Genomic DNA, 20,634 nt, shown 5'->3' with positions numbered 1-20,634 from the left:
CGACGCGGCGTGGCGCGGGCGGGACGCAGCCGGCGCGGAGCCGATCCTGGTCCATCGCGCCTACAAGTGGCGCCTGGGCGGGACGGAGACGCCGGTGGTGACGCTCTATCACTGGCCGCGGGTGCGCGAGCCCCGGCAGATCGAGGCGCGGCTCCTGTCCCTCGCGGAGGGCTGGGAGGCTTCGGACAAGACCGTGCTCGGCGTCGCCCGAAGCATCCTGCGGCTGGCGCAGGAGCGCGGGCACGGCGCCATCCACTATCTCGAAGCCCGCGAGGAGCCGGGATCGCGCCTCTCCTACGATCTCAACCTCTACGCCTGCGGCCTGACGATGGGGGAGGCGGAAATGGTGATCGGCCAAGCCTTCGTCGATCTCGGAATCCCGCCCCCCGACGCCGCCGAGGTGCTGGCACAGAGGCGCGAGGAGGCCCTCGGCCACGTCGCCGGCGGGATCGGGCGCGACGGCAAGCCCTTCCTCACCGTCTATTCCGGCATGGCCGACGCATGAGCCGCCCCGACCCCGCACGCCTGGAAATGGCCGCCCCGGGCGACCGCTACGCCGATTACTGCCTGTGGGACTACGAGCCGGTCGGGCCGATTGCGGGGCGCCTGCGGCAGGCGAGCCTTCTCTGGCACTCCCTGGCCTGCGCGGGCGCGGATCCCCGGCTCTTCGCAATCTGCGACGCGCTGCGCGCCGGGCTCGGGCCCGGACGCTGCGTCTGGGGCGCCAAGCTCCGGGACGGCGTCACCACCTGGGAGTTCTACTTCTACGACTACGCCCGGCTCGACCGGACGGTCTCGATCGAGCGCGTGCTGGCGATCCTGGCGCCCTTCGCGCCCTGCGGGCTGCGCTACGCCGGCGCGCGGCCCTACTTCATGTTCTCGCTCGACCTCGACGACGCGCTGGCGCGGGGCGAGCGCGACCTCGACCGCCTCAACATCTATGTCGGCAATCCGGGCAGCGCGGTCTCGTCGGGCCTCAGCTACGGGCTCTCCGCGCAGGGCCTCGTCTTCGACAACCTCTACAGCTTCTTCGACGCCGCCCGCGAGGGCGAGGCGATCCGGGCCAAGGCGGCCTGCTCGGCCCATCTCGACCTGCCCGGCCTCGATCTCGACGCGATCCTGTGGCCCGAACTGATGCGCTGCGGCGTCGTGGTCGTGGCCAACAAGCGCCTGTGCGACGGAGTCTACTTCTCGCGCATCGGCATCGACGGGCTGATCGCCTTCCTCGACCAGCTCGCCTATCCGCCCGCGATCCGCGATTTCGTGCACGCCGAGCGGCGACGCCTGTCGCACCTGCTGTTCGATGTCGGGATCGACTACGCGGTGATCGACGGCAAGCTGACGGTGACGAAAAGCGCGTATTACGGTCTCCTCTGAAGGGGCGGGACAAGATGGGACGCTACGACCACGCGGCTTACGTCTCCCTGACGATGGAGTTTCGCTGCAACCTCAAATGCATCCACTGCATGATCGAGGGCACGATGGACCGGCTCGCGCCGGAATCGGACGCGCATTTCGAGGAGATCCTCGCCCGCAACGCCCGCGAGCGGCGCTGGACCGGGCTGATCCTGACCGGCTCCGAGATCACCCTGCGGCGCGACCTGCCCGAACTGGCGCGCCGGGCGAGGGCGAGCGGTTTCTCCCATGTCCGCATCCAGACCCACGGCATGCATCTCGGCCAGCCGAGCTTCTGCCGCCGGCTGGTCGAGGCCGGCGTTGACGAGTTCTTCGTCTCCATCGCCGGCAGCGACGCGGCCAGCCACGATGCCCTCACCCTGGTGCCGGGCTCGTTCGAGCGCGCCCTTCGCGGCCTGGAAACCCTCGACGCCATGGAGGGGGTCGAGACCCTCACCAACACCGTGGTCACCGAGCGGAGCTACCGCCTCCTGCCCGATCTCGTCGACCGGCTCGCCCATCTCGAGCGCCTGACCCAGATGGAGTTCTGGGTCTACTTCCCGATGTCCGAGCGCGACGAGAAGGGCCTCGTCGCCCGCCACGCCGACGTCCTGCCCTACCTGCGCGCGGCGGTTCTGCGCGCCCGCGCGCTCGGACGGGCCGTCGAGGTGAAGAACTTTCCGGAATGCCTGCTGGGCGACCTCGGCGATGCGCTCGTCAACGGCCAGCCCGAGCTGCATATCGATCCGGATTTCTGGCGCGAATTCGAGCGCAACGGCTTCTACCAATGCGTCCACCGGGACGTCTGCACGTCCCGCGAATGCCTCGGTCTCAACACCGCCTACATCGAGAAATTCGGGCTCGAGGCCGACCTCGTCCACCCGTTGCCCGGTGCCCGGCGGCAGGGCTGGAGCCGGGCCCCGGCCTGAGCCGGCGGCGTCCCGGACGGCCTTCGCCGAAAGCGGCCTTCGGAACGCGACTCCGTGTCAGCGGCTTCCGAGCCGAGGCCACCAGTCGTGGAGCACTTCGAGATCGGTCCGCGCGTCCTTCTGCGCCAGCGCGACCTGCTCGGCCCGGAACTCGCTCGCCGTGATGCCGAACTGGGCGCGGAAGCTGCGGCTGAAATGGACCTTGCCGCGGAAGCCGAAATCCGCCGCGAGCCGGGAGAGGCGGCGCGTCTCCAGCGGATCGCTGAGGGCGGCCCGGACCGCCAGGAGACGCCGCTCCTGGACCGAGCGCATGATGCCGCCGTAGGGGGCGAACATCCGGTAGAGGGTCGCGCGCGAGACGCCGATCTCGCTGGCGATCATCTCCGGCGACAGGTCCGGCGAGGCGAGGTGGGTGCGGATCGTCTGCTCGGCGAGCGCCAGATGCGTCGTGGCGAGGGCCGGCGTCTCGACGATCTCGTCGGCACGGGAGGGATCGAGCAGCGCGCGCAGGAAGTCGAGCGTCTGCGTCACGACCTCTTCGACGTCCGGCTCTTCGAGGAGCGTGCTGCGTTCGCGCAAGGCGATGAGATGCGCGGCGAGCAGCCGGTTCCGCCCGGGATCGAGCCGCGACGGCAGCGGATTGTCGGCAAGCCCCCGCAGCAGCACCCGCGGGACGATCAGCGCGACGGTGTCCGACGAGGCGGCGAGCGTGTCGACCTCCTGGGCGAGGTCGATGATCGCGACCTGCGACGACCAGATCGTCGTTTGCCGGCCGCTGATCAGGCCGTTGAAGCCGCCGACATTGTAGAGGTGGAACAGGATGTGGTCCGGTGTCCGGGCGATGAGGTCGCGGTCGCGGCGATAGCTCTGCGCGCCGAAGACGACCCGCGCCACCATGATGTCGCCGATCACGGCACCGCTCGCCGAGCCGGTCGGACTGCGCTGGTCGGGATGGAAGGCCCGCGGTTCGAAGAGAGGACCGACGACACCTCGCCAGATCTCGGCCGCTTCCGCGTGCGGCAGTCCGGTGGTGAGGTAATCCAGTCGATGGAGGGACGTCACTGGAGACTCAGCTTCCGAGGCAACCATGAGAGAACTTTTTCGAATCCGAAATGTGACGAACGCGGCCATGAAAACGATGCGGAATTCACGACGGCGCTGCTTTCGGATGACGTCAACGCAGAATGCCCCGGGGTGGAATCATCAAATCTTCTGGCATCTCAGGCATAAATCAGTCATAATCCTTATTAACCTCTAAATGTGTTGATCAGAGTCCGCATTTCGCCCATGCGGATTGCGATTTCGGCAGAATTAAAGGAGGCGGCGTCGGTTTCAAGAGCTGATGCTGTCCGCAGCAACGGCACGCCGCGGCGAGCGCACCCGGTCGGCGGTCCGAAATCCGCACGCGGACAGCGTCTTTGCAATGCTTCTCTGTGTAATCCGATTGCTGCTTGCTCGCTTCCGAAGCAATTCGCAATACATCATCGGAAAATTCGATCCAAAACGGTATAGATTTTCTCAGACATCAGGGATCGATCTGGCAGCCGATGCTCGGCTGCATCGGGCGTGATCGGGTCGGCAAGGTTGATTTCATCGATCCCACCGCAAACCCCGTTCGGTGCGCCCGATGATTGCGTGATGATTGAAAGTGCGGACCCACCTCCGGCTGGTGCCAGCCCGTTCGGCGGCATGACTATTTTTGCGAGGACATCGATCCCGATTGCTTCCACGGCTTCGAGATTCGAAATGGATCCGCCCGGATTGGTCACGGCAAGAGGGGACCGCCCCGCGCAACGGGCGGGATCTGAGACGCTGGGTCAATCGAAATGCGGAACCATGCCTCCGCAAGGGGGGGCGGTACTGATATGCAGCAGAACGCGAAGATGCGGGAATCGCACAAGCGTCGCAATGTGGGGTCGGAATGAGTAAGCAGCTTCTCATCTATGAGCGTGCCGTACCGGTGACCCGGCAGCGTCACGGGTCGTGGTCAGTCAAGGCCGGCGCGTCGTTTGATTTCGCGCGGGGCGTCAACTCCGTTCCGCTGATGGTCGCCGAGTTTCCGAACGCCGCGGCCGAGTTCACCATCGTTTTCGGTGGCGCGGAGGACGAGATCATCCCGGTCGCGCTGCTCGGGATCCGCGACAGCGAGAACCTCTACGTCTCCGAATCCGGCGCCTGGGCCGGCACCTACGTCCCGGCCTTCCTGCGGCGCTACCCGTTCGTGTTCTCCAGCGACAACGCGAACGATGCCGACGCCACCTTCACGCTCTGCGTCGACGAGGATTTCTCGGGCTGCAACGACGAGGGCCGCGGCGAGCGCCTGTTCGATGCCGACGGCGAGCGCACGCAGTACCTGCAGAACGTCCTGGGCTTCCTCCAGGCCTACCAGGTGCAGTTCCAGCGCACGAAGCTGTTCGTGAAGCGCCTCCAGGAGTTCGGCCTGCTGGAGCCGATGCAGGCGCAGTTCACGCTGCGCAGCGGCCAGCGCTCGACCCTGTCGGGCTTCAGCGTGGTCAACCGCGATCGCCTGAAGGCGCTCTCGCCCGAGCAGCTCGCCGAGCTGATGCAGGCGGACGAGATGGAGCTCGTCTATCTGCACCTCGCGTCGCTGCGGAACCTGACGCCGATTGCCGAGCGGATCGGCGGTCCGGTCGATGCCGCCCAGGCTCCGGAGACGGCGCCGGCCTCGCCGGCCGACTTCGAGACCTCGGGCAACGCCTGACCGGTCGGCGCCCCTCCGGGGCGCCGCCGCAAATTTCAAGAACTGCTTGTGCCGATCCCGGCCACCGTTGCGTGGGCCGGGAAATGCTGTCTGTCGCGCGCTTGCCGAGGGCGGGTGCGTTCCGTTTTGGAGAGAGCGGCCATGGCTTTTCCGTTCAAGTCGGAAGGCTTCTGGGGTCCCCTGTTCCGCCGCCGCGACCGCGCCCGGACGGCGGTGGAGACGCCGCGCGCGCCGCGGCCGTCGAAGCGCCAGCTCGTGCTGCGTCTAAAGGCGAAGGCCGACCGCCTGTTCAATCGTGACCGGCTGATCTTCGATCCGCTCGAGCCCCGCGTCCTCCTCGACGCCAGCGCGGCCTACCAGATCAACGTCCCGCTCGACCAGCAGACGGCGGAGCACAAGGTGCTCGTCGAGCTGATCGAGATGAACCAGGCCGCGACGACGGACGCCGCCAAGGTTCAGCAGGTACAGGTCTTCGCCTACAGCTCCAGCGGCGGGAAGGGAGCCCAGCTCCACACCTTCGGCGACATCTCCGCGAGCAACAGCAACTTCACGATCGAGGGAACGAGCCAGAAGGATCGCATCGTCGTCGACGTCGCCTCGTTCGAGCGGCTGACCGGCAGCACGAAGCCGATCCTGTCGTTCTCCGACCCCGCGAACGATGGCGTCCCGACCGACAGCGGCGACACGATCGAACTTCTCAACCGGGCCAAGAGCGGCGACACGCTCGGCGCGACCTTCACGCTCGACAGCCGCAACACCGGCAAGATCACGGCCGGCAATTTCGAAGGCAATTTCGCGGGCATCGGCAACCTCGTCGGCGCCGCGGGGGCCGACGACACGCTGATCGCGGGTTCGGCGGGCGGCATCCTCGACGGCGCCTTCGGCGGCGGCAAACACGGCCTTCAGATCGATTTCTCGGCCGTGTCGTCGAGCATCGACGCGACGCTGAAGCGGTCGGACTCGGATCCGGGCCGCTACCTCCTGCAGCGGTCGAGCCAAGCGAACGGCGCGGCCGCGACCTTCGCGGCGGTCGCCTTCACCGCGCCGTCGACCAATCTGGGCGTCCTGCTCGGCACCGGCAGCGACACGCTGCGCTTCGAGACCCTGCCGCCGGGCCCGTCCTTCACCGTCTCGGGCGGAGCGGGCGCCGACACCATCGTCTTCGACACGGCGCTGCAGGTGGCGACCGGCAACATCGACCTGACCTTCGACGGCGGGGACGGCGACGACACGATCAACCTGAACAAGAACCTCGAAGCCGTCGCCGGGAGCCTCGCGGTCACGTTCCGCGGCGGCGCGGGCGACAACAGTCTCACCGTCGGCGATGCGGCTCAGATCCGGGCGAGGGACGGGGTCGTCTTCACGGCCGGGGCGACGGTGGCACCCGTCCTGACCACCACCGGCAGCGCCTCGGAGGTCACCAGCACCGCCAAGATGGGCGTCGTCGTCAACCAGAACGCGGTGATCGGCGGCGCTTCGGTGGCGATCCAGGTCACGGGCTCGACCACGATCGCCAACGGCGACACGAATGCCGGCGCGGCCAAGCTGTCGGTCGACGCGACCACCGCCGCGACGATCAGCCTGGCGGGCCGGATCGAGACCGCGGGCGAAGCCGCGCTCACCACGAGCGTCGTCAATTCCGCGACCCTGACCTCGACGCGCGCCTCGCAGCTGCGAGAGGTCTCGGTCAAGCAGAAGAACACCTCGACGGTCACCGTCGGCGCCCAGGGCGCCGTGAACGGCGGAACCGTGAAACTTGCCGCCGACACGCAGGCGAACGTCGTCATCAAGGCGATCGGCCTCGTCCTGCCGGGCGCCGAGACCATCACCGATGCGGCCAAGCTGACCGCGGAGACGATGTCCGCGATCCTGAAGGGCGAGGCGGATCTCGGCGCCGTCCTCACGTCGACCGAGGGCAACCAGAACGACTCGATCGCCGAACTCGCCGTCAAGGGCTTCATCAAGAAGGCGAAGACGTCGATCGACAACGAGACGCGCGTCTCGGTCGCGGCCACCGGACAGGTCCGGCAGACCGGCGCCGGAACGGTGGCCGGCAGCGATGCCGCCGTCCTGATGGCGGCGACCGACGAGACCAACGTGCGGACGCGGCTCGTCGCCACGGACGGGGTCAAGGTGCCGGCGATCGGCCGCACCCTCGATCTGCCGGGCATGCTCAACCCCTTCGCCCTGAGCGCCGAGCAGACCGTCAAGCGGGTCACCGCGGTCGATCTCGGGCTGGCCGCGGACGCGACCCTGCCCGCTACGGCGCCGGACGCCGCCGCCGCGAAGATCGTCGACGCGGCGGGAGCGGTGGCGCTCCAGGCCGGCAATTCGGGCGTGATCACCACCCGCATCCGCGCGGCGACCGAGGCGCCCGATCCGAACAATGCCACCAAGCAGATCGCCGGCGATGGCGGCGACGGCCTCGACGGCGAGCCGGATGACGGCTCGCTGCCCGCGCCGATCAAGACCGGCTACGCGGACACCACGGTGGACGACACCGTGCGCGTGGCCGTGCGCGGCGTCTCCCTCGCCGCCGCCTCGCTGCGGGCCGCCGCCGGCAACGACACGTCTGTCGAGTCGCGGGCGATCCAGGCGCAGAACGCCCTGAAGGGAAGCACGACCGCGACCGCCGCGGCCTCGCGCCTGCTGGCCCGCACGGGGTCTGTGTCGGTCACCGCGATCGACACCGCCACGGCCTCGGCCATCGCCGAGCCGGTGGACACGGACACGCTGCGGGACACCACCACCGCGGGCATGACCCCGGAGCAGTTGGCGGCGCAGGCGGCCCAGGAGAAGAAGGAGCGCGAGTTCCTCGGCCTCGGCCGCGGCTCGGCCATCAACCTCGCCGAGCGCGACGTGACGGCCGCGCTGACCGCCAGCGAGACGAGTGCGGCGACCGACGTCACGCTCATCGCCCAGAACGCCCTCGAGCTGACGGCCGAGGCCCAGGCCACGGGCGTCGCCAGCATCCTCGGCGCGGCGGGCACCATCGCCGTCAACATCGTGCTGGGCAGCACCGGGGCGACGGTCAGCGGCGGCAGCGTGAAGGCCGCGACCGGCGACGTCGTGATCAGCGCCGCCGACATCTCGACCGTCGATGCCCGCGCGCGGACCACCGTCGATTCCGCCTCGCGCGACGGGCAGCTCGTCGTCACGGTTCCGGCGATCGGCGCCGCCGCGGCCTTCAACATCGTCGGCTACAAGCTCGATGGGATGGGCTCGTCGAGCATCATCCCGAAGATCCTCAGCGCCTCGGTCGATACCATCCTCGGCACGGGCCTGCTGACCGCCACGGCGACGCAGACGATCCGCGCGCGGATCGAGGGCGCGAAGGTCGAGGCGGGCGGGCGCGTTCAGGTCACCGCGGCGAGCGCGGGCACGGTCAACGCCACCGTCAGCAACACCATCGCCAACAAGACGCCGGAGCAGACGCTCGCCGACGACATCAAGGCCGACGTGAAGCGGCGGGTGCTCAACAACGTCAAGAAGCCCTCGGCCGCCACGCAGAACAACGTCGCCACCGCCGGGACCGCCAGCATCGGCGGCATCATCTCGACCAACCGGATCGCCCGAGCGGCCTCGGCCGAGATCGTGGCGCTGACGACGCCGGGCGGCACCACCGCGGCCGACGTGACCGGCACCGGCGCGCTCGACGTGTTCGCGTCGGACCGGGCGACGATCAACGCCAACGTGAAGCTCGTCGCCTCCAGCCAGGCCGCGAGCGACGGCGGCCTCGACCCGAACCTCAAGCGCACCGCCTTCGATTTCAAGGCGAGCAAGAGCGGGGAGGTCGAGCTCAAGCTCGGCAAGCGCGTCGTCCTCGACTTCCCCGGCGCGCTGAACTCGGCCCCGCGCCTGGAGCGGGTGAAGGGCGCGCTGCCCGTCCCCGCCAAGGACGCGATCGCCGGCCGGCTACCGGCTCCGTCGCCGACGATGCAGAGCATCGCGCCGGGCGTCTTGGTGCTCGTCAGCCCCGGTCACCCAGCCGGGAAGGGCGAGCCCAACACCTACTACTTCTACAAGCCGAACACCGCCTCGGCACCGATGGACCTCGCCGGCGCCGATTTCACCGATACGGCGACGTGGCAGAAGATCGGGGAGAAGGGCGCCGTCTACGCCTGGATGGGGACCGACGGGTTCAAGACGACCCTCAAGGACCAGCCCTACGGCGAGCGCGACTACTGGCGCCGCGTCGGCGACGGCGAGACCCAGCCGAGCAAGACCACGGGCTCCGGCGCGACCTCGGCGGGCGGCATCGTCTCGCGCAACGATATCCGCGGCGGCGCGACGGCGATCATCTCCGGCAACGCGAAGGTCAAGGCCGGCAGCGTCGCCGTCTCGGCCGAGCGCAGCGCCGTGATCACGGCGAAGGCCGACGCCACCGTCGAGGCGGTCGCCACCATCCGCGAGCAGCAGGGCCGCACGGCGGACGACAAGCCGGGTACCGGCACGCCGAGCCCGGTCCCGGGCCGGACCTCGATCTTCGATCGCAGCGGCACCGGCACCAACGGCACCCAGACCTCCGCCTCGAACGCCCTGGCGGTCAACGCGGTGATCGCCACCAACGCCATCCTCTCGGCGGCGACGGCCCGCATCGCCGATTCCACCGTCGAGACGACGGGAACGGACGGCGCGGTCTCGGTCAGCGCCAAGACCGGCGGCTCGATCACCTCCAAGGTCGACGCGCAGGTTACCGCGCTGTCGAGCGGTCCTGCCAACACCGGCGACGGCTCCGCCGCGACGGGCGGCACGACGACGGGGACGGCGGAACCCCCGACCACCTCGGCCCGGGCGGCCGGCATCCAGCTCGCCTTCAACGCGATCGGCTTCGAGCTCGGGAATCTCGGCTTCGCGACGCTCGACGCGCTCGTCGGCACCAATCTCGGCAGCCCGGCGACGCAGCAGGCGGTGGCCGAGATCGCGAATTCGACGGTGACGGCCACGGGCGCGGTCAGCGCGACGGCCGTGTCCGGCGGCGAGATCGACGCGACGCTCGGCAACAAGGTAACGGCCTCCGCCCGCGCGGCCAGCGCCGATGCGCTGGCCGTCTCCGGCATCGTCGCCATGAACCGGGTGAGCGGCGCCGCGCGCGCCGCGATCGACGCGCCGCTGAAAACCGTTTCCGGCACCGACGTGACGGTCACGGCGACCGATTCCGTCAAGATCGCCAGCACCACCACGGTCGGCGCCTCGGCCAAGGCCGTGAGCACCGGCTCCGTCAGCGGCGTCGACAAGTCCGCCGACGCGCTGCTCAACGAGTACACGTACACGACCAAGTCCGGCCCGCGGAAGCTCGCCTTCGGCGACAAGATCCGCCTCAGCGACACCTGGAGCGGCAAGGGCGAGAAGGGCGCCGTGTACCAGTACATGGGCCAGGACTTCACGGGGAACGTCGATCTCGGCTTGCTCACCGGGTCGCCCGGCTCGGACGGGAAGTTCCCGCCCGCCGATTCCCGGCTCGACTTCAGCGATTTCGCCCTCTGGAAGAAGCTCGACGCCACCAACGTGGTGCCCGGCGGAACCAGCGGCTCGCAGCCGCGGGTCGGCAAGGTCTCGTCCACCGGATTCGGGGGGATCTTCTCCCGCAACGACGTCTCGGGCCGGGCCGAGGCGTCGATCGTCGCGGCGTCTCTTGCCGCCCGCGGCGACGTGACGGTCGCCGCGAAGTCGACGGGCGCCATCAAGGCGACCGACACCAGCGTCATCAGCGGCGGGACGGCCGTCAACGGCGTGCTCGTCTCCAACACCGTGCTCAACGGCGCCACCGCCTTCATCAAGGACACGCTGCTCGACGGCGGCGGCCTCGACGGCGCGGGCCAGCGCACCGGCACCGGCGGCGCCGTCACGGTCACGGCCACCAACACCTCCGACATCGACGCCAGCGCCAAGGGCAAGACCGCCGGGGAGGCCGGCACGGCGCTCGGCTTCACCCTCGCCTTCAACACGGTGGGCTTCGCCCAGCAGAACCCGCTCTTCAACGCCGTCGACACGATCGTCGGCGATCCGCTGATCGCCACCGCGACCGGGGCCGAGAAATCCGCCGGGGCGACGGCCTTCATCACCGGCAGCCGCCCGATCAAGGCTGGACGCGACGTCACGGTCGCCGCCGACAGCAGCGCGCAGATCAAGGCGATGGCCGGCAGCGAGGTGTCGCAGGCCGACACGGCCTCCACCGTCTACAAGGCCGAGACCGGGGCGCAGGGCATCTCGGCCGGCGCCGTGCTCGCCTCCAACAAGGTCAGCGCCCGGGCCGTGGCCTATATCGGCGCCGAGGAGGAGACCGCGCAGCCCTCCGGCCAGCCGGCGAGCGTGACCTCGACCGGCGGCAGCGTCGTCGTCACGGCGACGAACCGCTCCGGCATCGACGCGTCGAGCACGACCATCTCGTCCTCGGCCGTGTCGGGCAGCGTCGCCGAACTGGCCAAGAAGGCCGTCGCGACCGCGCAGAACATCTACGACTACTCGACGAAGTCGGGCGAGCGGACGCTGAAGACCGGCGACCGCGTTCGTCTGGGCAACGATTACACCGGGGCTGCCGGTCCGAAGGGCGAAGACCCGGCGGTCAAGGGGCAGGTCTACATCTATATCGGCGCGTCGGCGAAGCTGGATCTCGGCGCCGGCACGACGAACTTCGCCGATTCGACGAAGTGGTTCGCCGTCTCCGAAGGCGCGACGGTCACGACCAAGCCCGCGACGGCGGCATCGACGCCATCGACGGACACGACCACGGAGTCGAAGTCGGTCACCTCGACGGACGGAAAGACCACGACCACCGTCACCCGGCTCAAGGCGCGCTACACCACCAACGACTTCAATCCGTCCCTGCGCACCGGCGAGACGGTGCTGTTCAAGACGAACAACAAGGGCGCGAAGGGCACGGTCGGGACGATCTACATCTATCGCGGGCCCGACAACACCGAGGTCAATCTCCAGACGGAGGACTACACCAGCGACAACTGGATCCCGGCGGCGGCCAAGGCCGTGATGCCGGCGATCGACAAGGTGTCCGACGTCACCACGCCGGCCAAGACGACGAACGGCACCGTCACCCCGCCCTCGACGGCCCGGACCCCGGCCTCGTCCTCCAAGTCGATCGGCGGTCTGATCGTCTTCAACGAGGTGAATGGCGGCGCCACCGCCCGCGTCACCGATGCCACGGTGAAGGCCGGGGCCGACCTCACGGTCTCGGCCAAGGACGCGGCCAACATCGCCGCCACCCTCATCACCACGGTGACCGCCTCCGGCGGCGCCTCGTTCGCTTCGAAGCCGCCGGCGGGGACGACCGCCGGGACCGCTCCGGGCGACGGCAGCGTGATCGCCGCCAACGGCCTCGCCGCGACCAACGTCGTGCGCGGCGGCGCCGCGGCCTCCGTGCTGCGTTCGACGGTCGAGGCGACGCGGGGCGACCTCACGGTGAAGGCCGAGAATACGGCGGGGATCGACGCGCGCCTGCGCGCCTCCTCGGCGACCTCGGGGGGCGGCCAGGGCGGCGTTTCGGCCGCCGTCACGCTCGCCTTCAACTCGGTGGGCTACGAGACCCAGAACCTGCTGTTCAACACCATCGACGCGCTGATCGGCTCGCCGACGATCTCGGACGCCTTCGGCAACGAGACCGGCTCGGGCGCGACCGCGACCATCGTCCAGTCCGGGGCCACGGCCGGCGGCGACATCACCGTCGCGGCGGTGTCGAGCACCAAGATCAACTCGACCATCAGCAACGCCGCCACCTCCTCGACCGATTCGATGAAGGGCTCGGGCGGCACCGGCTTCGGCGTGGTGCTCGCCTCGAACAAGGTGAGCGGGCGCGCGACCGCGACCATCGACAACACCGCCGACACGAGCAGGACCGTCGCCGCGGGCGACGCGGTCACCGTCTCGGCGACGGATTCCAATACCATCGCCTCCAACGCGCAGCTCGTGACGAGCTCCACCGTCGTGAAGACCGACGGCGGCACGCTGACCAATCAGGCCAAGCTCAACAAGTTCCTGCCCTCCGACTTCTCGACGAATCCGAACGAGGTGCAGTCGGCGACGATCCAGTCGAACCTGATCAAGAATCGCGCCGACCTGCTGCCGGCCGAGATCAACAAGCTCGAAGCCGAGATGTGGGCCGAGGTCGCGCGGGTCAAACAGGCGATCCTCGACGCGCAGGCGGAGCCGCAACGGTTCGCCCAGCTGTTCGACAATGCCCAGCTCACGCTCAAGAGCCGCCCGGCGGCGAGCGACTATCTCAAGAGCGTCTACACCACGCTGGCCGACGCGATGAAGGCCGCGATCGACCTCGTGCCGGCCAACAACCGCACCGACCTCAAGAAGAATCTCACGGATGCCGAACGGGCGCTGCGCCAGGAGACGCTGGGCAACGTTCTCGACAACTCGGTCGCCGACGCGGCGCGCGACACCGCCTACAAGTACGCGGCGGAGGCCGCGCTCCTCGGCCTGATCGACGATGCCGCCCTGCGGGCGAGCCCGATCGAGGCCAGGCAGACCGTCGGCGACATGATCGGCCGCCAGGTCACCATCCTGCGCGCCAATCGCGAGGCCGTGGCCCAGATCGAGGCGCTGCGGAACACGCTCAACACCTATCTCGCCCCGTTCGGTCTCAGCACCGACATGATCGCCACCCTCGATCTGACCGCGTTCGGTCAGGTCAAGAAGACCGCGAACCTTCAGGACGTGACCTTCGGCGCGCGGGTGCGCATCGCCGACGACTACGCCGCCGGCGCCAACAAGGCGCCCTACAAGACGACCGACGGCAAGGAGATCTCGGTCAAGACCGGCGACACCGTCTGGGACAACGGCAACAATTCGATCCCCGGCGGCGCGGTCTACAAGTATGTCGGCGAGGCGACCCTGCTGAAGCAGCAGCCGAGCGCGATCAGGTTCGACAGCCAGACCGCTGGCAAGCCCGACTGGGTCAAGATCTCCTCCAAGCCGAGCGTCTACGCCGCGAACGAAATTTACATCTACATGGGCGAGGCGGCGAAGATCGACCTCGCCGCGCAGGATTACAGCGACAAGACGCTGTGGAAGCGCGCCCTCGACTCGAACTTCATCCCCGACGGCTTCGTCATTCCCGGCACGACGACGACGCCGACCCAGCCGGCGCCCGCTTCCACCGATCCGACGACGCCCCTGCCGGTCGGCGATCCCTCGAAGAACAACCCCCAGCCCACCGCCACGCCGCAGAACGCGGCCGCCCTCGCCATCGGCGGGCTCGTGGTGGTCAACAGCGTCCATGGCGGCGCCGCCGCGTCGATCACCAAGGCAGCGGTGACCACGGGAACGGGCGCCGTCACGGTGGCGGCGCAGGAGACGGCCACGATCACCGCGACCGCCGACAGCGCGGCGACGGTGAAGTCCGCCGATTCCTACAAGAAGACGGCGCCGGCCAGCACCGGCACCGGGACGACGCCGCCCGGGACGGGCACGCCGGGCGCGGGAACGCAGACGCAGACGAAGAGCCTCGCGCTCGGCGGCATCATCGCCACCAACAGCGTGCTCGGCGCGGCCGACGCCAAGATCGTCGACAGCACGGTCACGACGGGGGCCGGCGGCGTGTCCGTCACCGCCTCGAACACCGCGACGATCGACGCCACCAACAAGACCACCGCCACCAGCGACGTCGCCGCGGTGGCGCTCACGCTCGCCTTCAACACCGTCGGCTGGAAGGACCAGAACGTCCTGTTCCGCGCCGCGGACACGATCACCGGGCAGCCGCTGATCGCCGAAGCCTTCCACAACGACGACACGCCTTCCGGCGCCAGCGCGCAGATCCTGCGCACCGCCGTGACGACGGCCGCGACCGGCGCGGTCACCGTCGCCGCGACCGCCGATGCCGGCATCAACGCCGTCGTCAGCAACAAGTCGAGCGCCTCCGGCAACGTCCTCAAGGATGCCAGCGCCTACGCCCTCGGCTTCGTGCTCACCGGCAACATGGTGAACACCCGCGCGCTCGCGACGATTGACAACACCGGCTCGGGCAAGTCCGTCGAGGCCGGCGGCGCGCTGACCATCCAGGCGGACAGCGCCGGCTCGATCACCTCGGCGAACAGGCTCTCCGCCCTCGCGAGCCTGACGAAGCCGAGCGTTCTCCAGGACTTCGCCGAGAAGATCCTCGCGAATTACGACTACACCAAGAAGTCGGGTGAGAAGAACCTCAAGTTCGGCGATCTCGTCTACAACAAGGAAAACGGCGACGATAAGGTCTACGTCTATATTGGCGCGAGCCAGCCGGTTCAGCTCAAGGATGCCGACTTCACCGATGCGACGAAGTGGCGGCTCAACAATGCCCGCGAGTTCATCAAGTTCCTGCCGCCGGGCGTCCTGAACCTCGCCGACAGCAAGGATGCCAGCCCGTCCAGCACCAAGCCGGCGGAGGGATCGACCTCCGCCTCGGACACCGCGGCGCCGAAGCCCTACGCCGTCGCCGTCAGCGGCATCCTCGTCTCGAACGACGTGCGCTCGACCGCCGAGGCGACCCTCAGGAACACGAGCGTGACGCGGGCGGGCGACGTCACCGTCGCCGCGACGCAGACCGGCACGATCGAGGCATCGGTCACGAGCAAGGTCGAGTCCAAGCTGAAGCCCGGCACCAAGCCGGGGACGAAGGGGGCCGTCGCCGTCGGCGCGGTGATCGCGGCCAACGTCGTCACCGGGTCGAGCACGGCGACCGTCATCGGCTCGAAGCTCGGCGATGCCGGAGCTGGCCGGACCGTGGGCAACGTCACGGTCGAGGCCGCGAATGCCGGCACGATCACCGCGACGGTCAGCAGCATCGTCGAATCCTCCGAAACCGCCGTCGGCGTCACCGCGGCCTTCAACAAGATCGGCACGTCGAGCCAGAACGTCCTGTTCGACCTCTCCGACGCGATCGTCGGCACCGATCTCGGCACCACGATCCAGGGCGCCAACACCTTCGCGGCCACGGCCTCGATCTCCGGCCAGCCGATCAACGCGACCGGTCTGGTCAAGGTCTCCGCGAAGTCGAATGCGACGATCACCTCCGAGATCAAGAACGCCGTCACCACGGTCGGCGCCACCGTCACCAGCGTCGGCGCCGTGGTCGGCCTCAACTTCGCGCGGCTCGCCACCTCGGCGACCCTGTCCGGCATGGACAGCGTCAAGGCGGCCGGCGTCTCGGTGAGCGCCCTCAGCACGTCCAAGATCGACGCCGACGTCACCGCGCCGGTGACGTCGGTGGCCTACCGGATGCAGTCGCCGGATCCGAACGCCCAGGGCTCGTCCGGCGGCGGCCAGACCGGTGGCCAGACCGGCACCCAGACCGGCCACACGGTCTCGGTCGCCCTCAGCATCGCCCGCAACACCATCGTCGAGGAGACGCTGCTCGCCGCCATCGACGAGGTCGGCGAGGTGACCGCGAGCGCGGGCGACGTGCGCGTTCTCGCCACGAGCGGCGCCGCGATCAACGCCAAGGCGACCGCCACGGCGATCGCGGTGCTGCTCAGCACCGAGGACGGCAAGAATATCGGCTTCGCCGGGGGCGGCGCGCTCGGCTTCAACACGATCCTCGGCGGCGCTCAGGCCCGCATCTCCAGCACCAGAGCTGCCACGGTCAACGCGAACGGCAACGTCGCTCCGGGTGCGGATGGCACGGGCGGACAGGGCAACATCACCGTCTCGGCCGTCAGCGCCTCCTCGATCGAAGCCTCGGTCCAGGCGGCGGCCGCCGCCGTGGTGATCGGCAAGGGCGAGTCGCAGGCGGTCGCCATCGGCGTCACGCTCGCTTTCAACATGATCGGCTTCTACGGCAGCGGCCTGCCGACCGGGACGAACTTCAAGGAGGGCACCACCCGCTCCTTCGACGTCCGAGCCGGCGTCACGGGCACCCGCCTCACGGCGGGCCGCCGGGTTCTGGTCGAGGCGTCCTCCCAGGCCTCCATCACGGCGAAGACGCTCGCGGCCGCGGTCGCGGTCGGGGCCTCGACCGGCGGAAGCCAGCAGAGCAGCGGCAGCAACGTCGCCGGCACCGGCGGCGGTCTCTACGTCGGCAACAAGATCGTCACGACCACGACCGCGGTGATCGACGGCAGCACCGGCACCAACGATGCGGTGAAGGCGGGAACGGGGGGCATCTCCGTCTCCGCGGCCGATACCTCGACGATTCGAGCGACCTCCGTCGCCCTCGCCGTCTCGGCGAACCTGAGCGGCAAGTCCAGCAGCTCGGGCACCCAGCCCAGCGTCGCCATCGGCGCGGCGCTGGCGAACAACGAGATCGGCAGCGACGTCACGGCCCGGATCGTCCAGGTCGCCGATCTGGCGACCCCCGGGGCGGTCACGCTGTCGGCGAGCCGCAGCGCGACGATCTTCGCGCAGACCTTCGCTGCCTCGATCGAGGCCGCGGTGTCCGGTCAGGGCAAGGGCTTCGGCGTCTCCGGCGGCGGCGCTCTCTCCCTCAACACGGTCGGCGGTTCGACCGTCGCCGAGCTGACGGGATCGACGGTCGGAAACGGCACGGACGCCGCCTCCAGGGTCGGAAGCCTCGATGTCCTGGCGACCGACACGGCCAGGATCGCGGCGCTGACCGGCGCCCTGGCGATCGCCGCCAACGGGTCGGCGGAAGGAAAGGCCTCGGGCGTCGCCGTCGGCGCGTCGGTCTCCAACAACGTGATCTCGGCCGGTGCGGCCGTGCGCGCCACGATCTCCGGCACGCCCGTCCGTTCGACGGGGGCAGTCCGCGCCGCCGCGACCTCCAGCCAGACGATCGATGCCACCACCATCGCCGTCTCGGTCGGCGTCTCGGCCAGCGGGTCCGACCAGGCCGTGGCGGTGAGCCTGGGCGGTTCGGTCGCCCGCAACGTCATCGACATCGCGACCACGGCGCAGATCCTCGGCGCCGTCGCGATCGAGGCCGGCAGCGTCGCGGTCCGGGCCGACAACAGCTCGGCCGTCTCGGCGAATGTCGGCGCGGCCTCGATCGCCGCCGCCTTCGGCTCGACGACCGCCGTCTCGGTCGCCCTGGCGGCGAGCGTCGCCCTCAACACGATCTCGGGCAACGTCAGCGCCGGCATCACGGACGCCACGGTGACGACGCTCGCGGGCGGCGTCACCGTCGCGGCCACCCGCACGGGGACGATCGGCACCAAGGCCGCGGCGGCGAGCGTCGCCGTGGGCATCGGCGGCGAGAAGGGCATCGGCGTCGCCGGAGCCGGCGTCGCCGCCGTGAACCGGATCAACAGCAGCACCACGGCCGAAGCCGCGAACGCCAAGATCGACGCGCAGGGCGCCGTCGCCGTCTCGGCGAGCAGCACGGCGACGATCACCGCCGACATCCTCAGCGCGGCCGTCTCGGTCGGCGGCGGATCCGACAGCGCCGGCGCCGGCGCTCTCGGTTTGGCCATCGCCTACAATGAGATCGGAGGCTGGACCGCCTACGACGAGGCGAAGCACAGCGTCAGCGAGACGCCGTCCTTGAACGGTCGCGCCAAGGTCTCGGCTGCGCTGACCGACACCACGGTCAAGGCGACCGGTGCGCTGTCCGTGGAGGCGACGAGCGGAAACACCATCACCGCCAACATCGCGGCGATCGCGGCCGGCGTCAGCGCCTCCGGCGACAAGGCCGGCGCCGTCACCATCGGCGGCACCTTCGCGATGAACAGCATCGGTCTGGCGACCCTCGCCACGATCGACGGCGACGGGATCGGCGCCACGCCCGGAATCCAGGCCGCGAGCGCCAAGGTCTCGGCCCAGGACGTCTCGGCCGTCACGGTCCAGGCGCTGTCGGCGAGCCTCGCCCTCGCCGCTGCGGCGAACAACGCGGTGTCGATCTCCGTCGGCGGCAGCATCGCGCTCAACACCATCGCCAACGACGTGTCGGCGAGCGTGAAGGGCGTCGATCGCGGCCTCCAGACCGTCGACGCGATCCTCGTCTCGGCCAAGTCGGCCGGCTCCATCACCGCGCGGGCGGCCTCCGCCGCCATCGCCGTGGCCGGCTCCGGCTCGAATGCCGTGCCGATCAGCGCCGCGGTGACCTACGCCCGCAACGTCATCACGACGAGCACCCGCGCCCAGGCCGGCGAGAGCCGCCTCGTCACCACGGGCGCCAACGGCACCGTGAGCGTCACCGCCGAGGCCTCGGCGACGATCGACGCCGCGATCCTGGCCGCGTCCCTGGCGGCGGGCGTGGGCGGCAGCAACGCCGTCGCCGTCGGCATCGGCGCGGCCATCGCCGAGAACCGCATCGGCCTGTGGTCCAAGTCCGGCAGCGATTCGAACACCAGCTACACCCTGGCCAACAACGGCGGCACCGTCGTCGAGGCGTCGCTGACCCGCGTCGGCGTCGACGCGAAGGGTGCGCTCAGCGTCGAGGCGACGTCGAAGAACCAGATCAAGGCCGCGATCGCCGCCCTGTCGGCCGGCCTCGCCGGGGGCGGTTCGAACGCCGTCGGCGTCAGCGGCGGCGCCACCGCCGTCGTCAACGCCATCGGTGTGACCACCCAAGCCTTCATCGAGGGCAACGGCGTCGCCAACAGCGCCATCGCCAGCAACGCGATCAAGGCCGGTGCCGTCTCGGTGAAGGCCGCCGACACCTCCAGCATCGTCGCCCACGCCCTCACCGCCGCGGTCAGCGCGGCCTTCGGCGGCTCGGCCGGCGTCTCGGTCTCGATCGGCTTCGCCCTCGCGCTCAACACGATCGACGCCGCCACCAAGGCGGGCGTCAGCAACGTCTCCGGCGGCATCGATGCCGGCGCGGGCGCTGTGCTGGTGGATGCCCGCAGCAACGCGACCATCACGGCGACGACCACGGCCGCGGCCGTCAGCATCGGCGGCGGCGGCTCGGCCGGCGTCGCCGTCGCCGGCGGCGGAGCGCTCGCCTTCAACTCCATCCGGCCGGTGACCCGCGCCGCCGTGACGGCGAGCCCGATCAGCCAGAGCGGCAGCATCACCGTCACCGCCGCCGCCAATTCCACCATCTCCGCCCTCGTGGCGGCGGCCTCCCTCGCCGTCGGCGCGGGCGGCTCGGCCGGCGTCGGCGTCGCCATCGGCGTCTCGGTGGCGGCCAACCGGATCGGCGACTGGACCTCGTCCGGCGAGGGTCGCGACCGCGTCGATACGGCGGCGGCCAACCAGACTTCCGTCGTCGAGGCGGTGCTGAGCGGCGGCAGCGCCAAGAGCAGCGGCGCGCTCACCGTCGGCGCCACGTCGGCGCAGTCGATCAGTGCCCAGGTCGCCGCCGCGGCGGCCTCGATCGGCGGCGGCGGTGCCGCCGGCGTCGGCGTCTCGGCCGCCGGCGTCACGGTCACGAACGCGATCGCGGTCGCGACCCGCGCCGTCATCGACGGCGACGGCGCGGCGGGCATCGAGGCCGGCAGCGTCTCGGTGAGCGCGGCGGACAGCTCCACGATCGAGGCCTTCGCCGGATCCGCGTCGCTCGCGGGTTCGGGCGGCGGCTCGGCCGGCGTCTCGGTGGCGGTCGGCTTCACGCTGGCGCTCAACAGCATCGCCGGCGATGTCGAGGCGAAAATCGTCAACGCCGACACGCTCCTGCGCACCACCGGTGCCGCGGGCGCGGCGGTGAGCGCCTCGCGCGCGGGCCGGATCTACGCCGCCGCCGCCGCGGCGGCG

6 protein-coding genes and 1 pseudogene are annotated in these 20,634 nt (G+C 70.0%); 5 read left to right on the top strand and 2 right to left on the bottom strand.

Annotation, left to right across the window (positions count from 1 at the left end; all coding sequences use genetic code 11):
* The 3 genes and pseudogenes from MFF42_RS08365 to MFF42_RS08355 form a co-directional block, all read left to right on the top strand.
* Nucleotides 1-505: pseudogene (locus tag MFF42_RS08365) on the top strand (tryptophan 7-halogenase); the annotation flags it as partial.
* Nucleotides 502-1,377, top strand: a complete 876-nt coding sequence (locus MFF42_RS08360) for a hypothetical protein (RefSeq protein ID WP_238255319.1) — start codon at nt 502-504, stop codon at nt 1,375-1,377. The pseudogene MFF42_RS08365 and the gene MFF42_RS08360, both read left to right, overlap by 4 nt.
* Nucleotides 1,378-1,391: 14 nt before the next feature.
* Entirely contained in the window at nt 1,392-2,324 is a 933-nt protein-coding gene (locus MFF42_RS08355; RefSeq protein WP_238255318.1) for a radical SAM protein, read from the top strand.
* 57 nt (nt 2,325-2,381) lie between these two features.
* On the opposite strand, the gene MFF42_RS08350 is transcribed toward MFF42_RS08355, so the two are convergent.
* Together MFF42_RS08350 and MFF42_RS08345 are read right to left on the bottom strand one after the other, a co-directional pair.
* Nucleotides 2,382-3,386 (bottom strand): helix-turn-helix domain-containing protein, encoded by a 1,005-nt coding sequence (locus MFF42_RS08350; RefSeq protein ID WP_238255317.1) that lies wholly within the window; start codon nt 3,384-3,386, stop codon nt 2,382-2,384.
* Nucleotides 3,387-3,805: 419 nt separating this feature from the next.
* Nucleotides 3,806-4,093: a hypothetical protein gene (locus tag MFF42_RS08345; RefSeq protein ID WP_238255316.1), complete on the bottom strand. Its 288-nt coding sequence runs from the start codon at nt 4,091-4,093 to the stop codon at nt 3,806-3,808.
* 152 nt (nt 4,094-4,245) lie between these two features.
* Here MFF42_RS08345 and MFF42_RS08340 point away from each other — a divergent pair, with 152 nt between their 5' ends.
* Together MFF42_RS08340 and MFF42_RS08335 are read left to right on the top strand one after the other, a co-directional pair.
* Complete coding sequence (locus tag MFF42_RS08340) at nt 4,246-5,046, top strand: SapC family protein (protein ID WP_238255315.1); 801 nt, start codon at nt 4,246-4,248, stop codon at nt 5,044-5,046.
* 141 nt (nt 5,047-5,187) lie between these two features.
* A partial coding sequence (locus MFF42_RS08335) for an LEPR-XLL domain-containing protein (protein ID WP_238255314.1) occupies nt 5,188-20,634 on the top strand: 15,447 nt, incomplete at its 3' end.

This window comes from Methylorubrum podarium (assembly GCF_022179745.1).
GTDB lineage: Bacteria > Pseudomonadota > Alphaproteobacteria > Rhizobiales > Beijerinckiaceae > Methylobacterium > Methylobacterium podarium.
Note: the sequence above shows the minus strand (reverse complement) of the source record. Positions and strands in the feature narration are given on the sequence as shown.

What these genes read in the sequence shown, in the direction of transcription:
- MFF42_RS08360 (WP_238255319.1), top strand. Translation starts at nt 502, where the DNA reads ATGAGCCGCCCCGACCCCGCACGCCTGGAAATGGCCGCCCCGGGCGAC.
- MFF42_RS08355 (WP_238255318.1), top strand. Translation starts at nt 1,392, where the DNA reads ATGGGACGCTACGACCACGCGGCTTACGTCTCCCTGACGATGGAGTTT.
- MFF42_RS08340 (WP_238255315.1), top strand. Translation starts at nt 4,246, where the DNA reads ATGAGTAAGCAGCTTCTCATCTATGAGCGTGCCGTACCGGTGACCCGG.